General features: G+C 67.3%; 6 protein-coding genes. 2 read left to right on the top strand and 4 right to left on the bottom strand.

The window, feature by feature from the left end:
- Window positions 1-146: 146 nt before the first annotated feature.
- Genes HY058_10660 through HY058_10650 form a run of 3 tightly spaced genes read right to left on the bottom strand, consistent with a single transcriptional unit; the run spans window position 147 to window position 2,826 of the window.
- Window positions 147-401: a hypothetical protein gene (locus tag HY058_10660; GenBank protein ID MBI3497751.1), complete on the bottom strand. Its 255-nt coding sequence runs from the start codon at window positions 399-401 to the stop codon at window positions 147-149.
- On the bottom strand, window positions 398-1,555 hold the full coding sequence (locus HY058_10655; protein MBI3497750.1) for a UxaA family hydrolase: 1,158 nt from the start codon (window positions 1,553-1,555) through the stop codon (window positions 398-400). Before HY058_10655 ends, HY058_10660 begins: the two co-directional genes overlap by 4 nt.
- The gene (locus HY058_10650) at window positions 1,552-2,826 is read right to left on the bottom strand and encodes an aldo/keto reductase (protein MBI3497749.1); all 1,275 of its coding nucleotides are present in this window, start codon (window positions 2,824-2,826) and stop codon (window positions 1,552-1,554) included. Before HY058_10650 ends, HY058_10655 begins: the two co-directional genes overlap by 4 nt.
- Window positions 2,827-3,898: 1,072 nt before the next feature.
- Here HY058_10650 and HY058_10645 point away from each other — a divergent pair.
- A complete protein-coding gene (locus tag HY058_10645; protein MBI3497748.1) occupies window positions 3,899-4,771 on the top strand; it encodes a sugar ABC transporter permease in 873 nt (290 codons plus the stop codon).
- Complete coding sequence (locus tag HY058_10640; GenBank protein MBI3497747.1) at window positions 4,768-5,595, top strand: carbohydrate ABC transporter permease; 828 nt, start codon at window positions 4,768-4,770, stop codon at window positions 5,593-5,595. The genes HY058_10645 and HY058_10640 overlap by 4 nt, the downstream gene beginning before the upstream one ends.
- Before the next feature lie 31 nt (window positions 5,596-5,626).
- Here HY058_10640 and HY058_10635 read toward each other — a convergent pair whose 3' ends face one another.
- Window positions 5,627-6,670 (bottom strand): ABC transporter substrate-binding protein, encoded by a 1,044-nt coding sequence (locus HY058_10635; GenBank protein ID MBI3497746.1) that lies wholly within the window; start codon window positions 6,668-6,670, stop codon window positions 5,627-5,629.
- Window positions 6,671-6,707: the final 37 nt, after the last annotated feature.

Raw genomic sequence — 6,707 nt, 5'->3', positions numbered from 1 at the left:
TTCCGCGCTCCAGCGCCGCCGCTGCCCGGCGCCCGTGAAGATCTCAACGCGCCGCGCCGGCGCGGCCTTAGTCCTAGGATCGTCACCCGTGTCCGTCATAGTCCCTATGCCCTACCCACAAAGGGCTAGAGATTCTCACAGCCCGGCTATCGCCTCACGGGTGGGGGAAAAGCACCGCTTACGCCATATTTGCGCACCGCCACGCCGGCATCGAGCGGAACCAGCGCGATCTTGTGAAACAGCGGCACGGCATCGCGGGCGCGGAGCGTACGCATGCCGTCCGGCGCCTTGATGCGGATGTAGGCGCCGGCGGCGATGGGCTTCAGGCATGTGGCGACATTGTCGGCGGCGTGCAAAAGGACGGCGTCCCAATCCTCGCCGGGCGCGGCGTCTTCCGTCACAGCGCCGGCCCGAGGCGGCTCACCACCTCCTCGCCCTCGTTCAGGACCTCGCCCCAGGTCAAGGTGCCGCCGGCGATGTCGATGAGGGTGTCGTAGAGCCTGGCGGCGGCCGCTTCGATGCTCTCGCTGCGCTCGGTGACGGCACTCGCATCGAAGTCGAGCTGCTCGGCCAGGCGCCTGGTTGCGACCGGATTGCCGGAGAGCTTGAGGGTCGGTGCAAGCTGGCTGACGAAGCTGTTGCCCGCACCCGTCGTGAACATCACCAGCTGCGCTCCGGCGGCGACGAAGCCGGTGACCGATTCCGGCGCGTAGGCCGGCGCATCCATGACATGGAGGCCGGGCTTGGCCGGCCGCTCGGCGATGCCGATGAGGCTTTGGATCGGGCTCAGGCCGCCCTTGGCGATGCCGCCCAGCGCCTTCTCTTCGATGGTGGTGAGGCCGCCGGCGATGTTGGTGGGTCCGGGATTGTTGCCGGTCAAATCGATGCCGGCGGCGACGGCCTGGGCTTCGCGCCGGAGCACGGCCGCCTCGATCGCGCGCGCGACCTCGGGGCTCACCGCACGGCGCTTCAAGAGATGCTCGGCGCCAAGCCATTCCATGGTCTCGCCGAAGATCACCCGGGCGCCCGCGGCGACCAGCCGGTCGGCGACGAGACCCACCAACGGATTCGAGACCAGGCCGGAGCTGGGATCGGAGCGGCCGCATTCGAGCGCCACCGTCAGCTCGGAGGCCGAAGCGGGCCCGCGCCGGCGGCGCGAGACGGCGCGGGCGAGCTTGACGCCCGCCCTGGTGCCGCGCTCGCTCAAGGTGAGCGCGTCGTGATCGCAATCGTCCATCGAGAGCGTGTCCACCGGCTTGCCGGTCAAGGCCACCGCCTCGGCGATGTCGGTGAGCTCCGGCGGATTGCCGCCGATCATGAGCACGGCACCGACATTCGGATTGGCGGCAAGGCCGATGAGCGCGCGGCGATGCAATTCCGCATCGGCGCCGACGAGCCCGCTGCCGAAGGGCATGGTCACGACTTCAGCGCCGCGGATCTGCTGGGCGATGCGCCGCGCGGTCGGGCCGGTGAGCCCGGTCAGCGACATCACCAGGAAATGATTGCGCACACCGACCGAGCCGTCGGCATTGCGATAACCCAGGAAATCGCTCATGGCGTCGGCGCTCCCGCGGGGATGAGCCCACGCCCCTTGAGCTCGGCCCAGAGTGCGGCTGGAATCGGGCGGCGGAGATGCGCCAGGGCTTCGTCAAGCTCGGCAGGCGCACGGTAGCCGGCGACGATGCCTGCGACCGCCGGGTGATACAGCGGAAACTGCAGCGCGGCGGCGGCCAGCGGTACGTCATGGCCGGCGCAGATGCCAGCAAGGGCGCGGGTGCGCTCGAGGATCTCCGGCGGCGGGGCTGCGTAGTAGTAGCGTGCCGCCTCCGTGGCGCCGGTCGCGAGGATGCCGGAATTCAAGGGCGAGGCGACGACGACCCTTATGTCGCGCCGGCGGCAATAGGGCAGGAACTCCTGGAGCGAGCCGTGATCCAGCAGCGTGTAGCCGCCGGCCAGCATGAAGCAGTCGAAGTCGCCCGCGCGCGCGAAGCGGAGGCAGACCTCCCAGTCCTTGACGCCGACCCCGATGGCCTTGAGCCTGCCCTCTTCGCGCAGACGATGGAGCGCCTGGTAGCCGCCGTCCATCGCCTCGCGGAAGCGATTTTCATAGTCGGCGCCGTGGGTGTGCGGGTTGACGTCGTGGATGTAGGCGATGTCGATCGAGCCGAGGCCGAGCCGCTCGAGGCTCTCCTCGATCGAGCTGAGCACGCCGTCCCCAGTGTAGTCATGCACGATCTTGCCGTCGCGGATGAGGCGGCCGACCTTGCTCGACAGCACGAAGGTGTCACGGGGTTTGCGGCCGAGGTAGCGCCCGACGCGCCGCTCGCTCACACCCACGCCGTAGAAGGGGGCCGTGTCGAAGGTGCGGAGCCCGGCATTCCAGGCCGCCTCCAGCACCGACTCGGCGGCCTCGCCCGCGGCGATGAGCGCGCTGCCGCCGCCGACCCCGAGCAGCGACAGCTCGAGCCCGGTCTGGCCGAGGCGCCGCCGCTCCGTGGGCTCGATCACGGCAGGTCGGCAAGCAGCCCGGTCTTGTAGCCGGCCTTCACCATCACCTCGTGGATCTCGCGGGCGGCTTGATTGAGCGCCTTCGCCGGCGTCGACTGGCCGATCACCGCCTCGTTCAAGCGGAGATTGGTGATCGCCATCAGCTGCGGCGCCTCGGGGACCGCGATCGGGATGCGGGCGACCGCGGCGTTGTCCGCCATCGCCTTCAGGAAGCGGAACTTCGGATCCTTCGCCAGCTCGGAATCGCCGATGTCGCTGCGCACCGGAATGGCGCCGAACTTGGCATAGGCGATCTGATGGTCGCGGGTCTGGAACCATTTGAGGAAGGCGAGTGCGGCCATCTGCTTGTCTTTGGGCACGTTCTTGGCAACCGCACCGATCCAATGGCCGGCGCGCGCCGCATGCACGCCGTCGGCGGCGCGCGGCATCAAGGTGGCGTTGAGCTTGCCGGCGACCACGGATTTCGAGGGATCGTCGAACTGCGCCATTCCTGCCACCACGCCGATGCCATGAGCGGCCTTGCCGGTCGCCAAGAGCTGGAACAGCTGGCCTTGGCTGACCGAGCCCGGCGAGGGGTAGCCGCCCTTCTTGCCGGACTCGATGTAGAATTCGAGCGCCTTCAGGTTCTTCGGGCTGTTGAAGGCGACGCGGAAGTCGCCCGCCTTCGGATCGGCGAAGATGTCGCCGCCGAAGCTGAACATGAAGTTGGAGTAGTCGACCATGGTGAAGGCGCGGTCGTCGAAATGCACGAAGCCGTAGACCCGCGGCGGGTCGTTGAGCTTGACCGCGTTGGCCAAGAGATCGTCCCAGGTCTCGGGCGGCTTGAGGCCGGCCTTCTCATAGAGGTCGGCGCGGTAGTAGAGCACGTCGACATTGCCGTTGATCGGCATGCCCATGAGCTTGCCCTTGACCGGATCGAAGCCGCGGCGCTCGGCGTTCCACAGGATCGAGCCGTCGAAGGTGCTGATCTTGGGGTCGAGCTTGAAGCCGGGTTCGAGCTCGTCGATCGGCATCAAGGTGCCGGCCGCGAACATCTCGACCATCCAATTGGCGTCGATCGCCAACAGGTCGTAGTCGCCGGCCCCGGCGCGCAGCGAATTGCGGATCTTGTCGAGCATCCCCGCATAGGGATTGACGTCGAGCTCGATCTTGTTGCCGGTCTCCTGGGCGTAGCTGTCGACCAGCCGCTTGAAGCCGTCGAACCAGGGCGACTGGTTGATCACCAAGGTGATGGGCGCAACCTTGCCTTGCGCATCGGCATCGGCGACCGGCGCCAGCACCGTCAAAGCCGCGAACACCGCGATCAGCGCGTGCTTTTTCATGGACGTTCCTCCCTTCGGCGAAGCTTCTATAGTTGCGCGGCCATGGTCAAGGTCAGGCGGGCGGGCGCATGACGGATCGGTTCTGGCGGAAGGCGACGCTCGCTCCGACGATCGTCGTCTATGCCGGCATGGCGTTGTTTCCGGTGCTCAATCTGATCGCGATGAGCGTCCACGACATCACCTGGGCCGGTGGGGCGGCGCAATGGCGCTTCGTCGGCTTCGCCCACTACGCGCATTTGCCCGACGACGTGCTGTTGCGGGCGGGTGTGGTGAACACCCTCCTCTTCGCTATGGGTGCGGTCTCGGTGCAGATGGTGCTCGGCTTCGCGCTCGCCTTTGCGACCACGCAGATCGACCGCGGACGCACATTCTACCGCGCCCTCTTCATGCTGCCGATCCTGGTGCCGGGGATCGTGATCGGCGCCATCTGGAAGCTCATGTACAATTTCGACTTCGGCGTCCTGAACCAGCTCTGGGAGCTCCTCGGCGGCACGGCGCAGGATTGGCTGGGCCAGCCGGCCTTGGCGCTGCCGGCGGTGATCGCCGTCGATGTCTGGCATTGGACGCCCTTCGTCTTCCTCTTGATGCTGGCGGGGCTCGAATCCCTGCCGCAGGACATCTATGAGGCGGCGCGCTCCGACGGCGCCACCGCTTGGCAGGAGCTCGTCCACCTTACGCTGCCGCTGATGCTGCCGACGATCGCGGTCACGCTCATTTTCCGCCTGATCGTCGCCTTCAAGGTTTTCGACGAGGTCTATCTCTTGACCGGCGGCGGTCCCGGCACCGCGACCGAGGTCCTGAGCTTCACCATCTACCGCCGGTTCTTTCAGCAGGATCTGACCGGGCCGGGTGCCGCCATGTCGATCGCCACACTCTTCATCTTGGCCTTGGCGATCGTGCTCGCATCGGCGGTCGCGCGGCGGCGCGCTCAATACGCATGAGGCCCCTTCGCCTGAACGGCGGCATCGCCCAAGCCGGCCTCTTGGCCGCGGCCGCGATCGTGGTGTTCCCGTTCCTGTGGATCACCGCGGCCGGATTTCGCTCGCGGATCTCGCTCATCATGGGCGAATTCTGGTTCACCCCGATCATCGACAATTTCAACGAGCTGCTGTTCTCCGGAACCTCCGACTTCCTCCAGAACTTCATGAACAGCGTGATCGTGGGGACCGCCAGCACCGCGATCGTGCTCGCAATATCCACGCTCGGCGCCTATTCGCTGGCGCGGCTGGAGTGGCCGCGCTGGCTCGTCTATGCGCTCCTGCTCTGGTCCGTCGTCTTCCACATCCTGCCGGCGATCACCTTGGTCGGCGCCTGGTATTTTTTCTTCCGTTGGGCCAGGCTCTACAACACCTATGCCGGCCTGGTGCTGGCCCATGTGGCGCTCAACCTGCCGCTGGCGCTGTGGCTGATGACCGCCTTCATGCGCGAGGTGCCGAAGGAGCTCGAGGAGGCGGCGCGGATCGACGGCTGCTCGATCCCGAACCTGATCTGGCGCGTCATCCTGCCGGTGATCCTGCCCGGGCTCGTCGCCGTTGCCATGCTGGTCTTCATCAGCTCGTGGAACGAGTTTGTGGTGACGCTCAATCTGAGCGCCAAGCACACCCAGACCGTGCCGCTGGCGATCGCCAAATACGCCCAGGAAAACGAGATCAAGTTCGGCGAGATGGCGGCCGGCAGCGCGCTCTCGGTCATCCCGGCCTTGCTGCTGCTCCTCATCGGGCAGCGCTACATCGTGCGCGGGCTGACCGCCGGCGCGGTCAAGTAGCGCCTATTGCCGCGTCGTCCGGGACTCGGCCTTATGAACCCTCTCGTCCGTGCAGCACGGGCAGGAAGACGGCGCGCCAGTCGGCGGGGGCGGCGCGGAGCTGGCCCAGGCGGACCATGAAATCGGCGTAGCGCTTGACCCCACGCACCTCGGCGCCGAAGCCGTTGCCCGGCTCCTTCAGGAGCTTGGCGATGAGCTCCGGCGTCACCCCCTTGGTCGGCTCCGCCTCGAGATAGATCTCGGCGGCGCGCATGGGATCGCTAGCGATCAAGGCCGCCGCCTCGTCGATCGCCGCCACCATCGCCTCGACCAGGCGCGGGTTCTGGTCAGCGAAGCGCTTGGTCGCCGCCAGCACCAGAAACGACGCCTGGCCGCCGAACACGTCCTCGGAGGTGAGGACGGCGTGGATCTTCGGGTCGGCCAGCACGATCTGGGTGAACGGCGCCGAGGCGAAGTAGGCGGTGACCTCGGTGCGCGACAGGAGCGCGTTCACCGCCTCGGGATGCGGCAGCGAGACGACCTGCGGCTTCAAGGCGTCCACCTTGTCGGGGCCGAGATCGCGCTCGGCCGCCATCTGCAGGAGATACATCTGCGGGCTGGTCGTCGCCGGCATGGCGATGCGGTCGTTCTTGCCGAAGTCGCGGACGCTCTTCACCGCCGGATTGCTGGTGACGAGGGTGAGCGCGCCGGTGGTGATCCCGGCCAGCCCGACGATTTCCTGGGGAAGCCCGCGGGTCTTCTCCCAGGCGATCAGCAACCCGGGCACGCCATAGCCGCCGACCTCGACATTGCCGGTGAGGATCGCATCCTGCATCGCCGCCGAGCCGCTGAAGCGGAGATAGCTGACCGGGATCGCCCGCCCCGCCGCCGCCTCGGCGCGCCGCTCCAGGAGTTTCAGTTTGTCGGCGATCATCAGCGGCAGGAAGCCGATGCCGTAGCCGAAGCCGACGCGGATCGCGCTCGCCTCCTCTGCAGCGAGCGGCCGCACCGGAGCCAGCCCCGAGGCGAGCAGCATTCCACCGACGAGCGCCAGGACGAACCGCCGGAACGGCCGGCTCCTTCGATCGCATCGCATCATGGTCCTCCCCTATTCATTTTCATTGAGGTCCGCC

This window comes from Pseudomonadota bacterium, from assembly GCA_016195085.1.
In the GTDB taxonomy this organism is placed as follows: Bacteria; Pseudomonadota; Alphaproteobacteria; order SHVZ01; family SHVZ01; genus JACQAG01.
The sequence above is the reverse complement of the archived record's forward strand: the minus strand, read 5'-3'. Positions and strand labels throughout refer to the sequence as shown.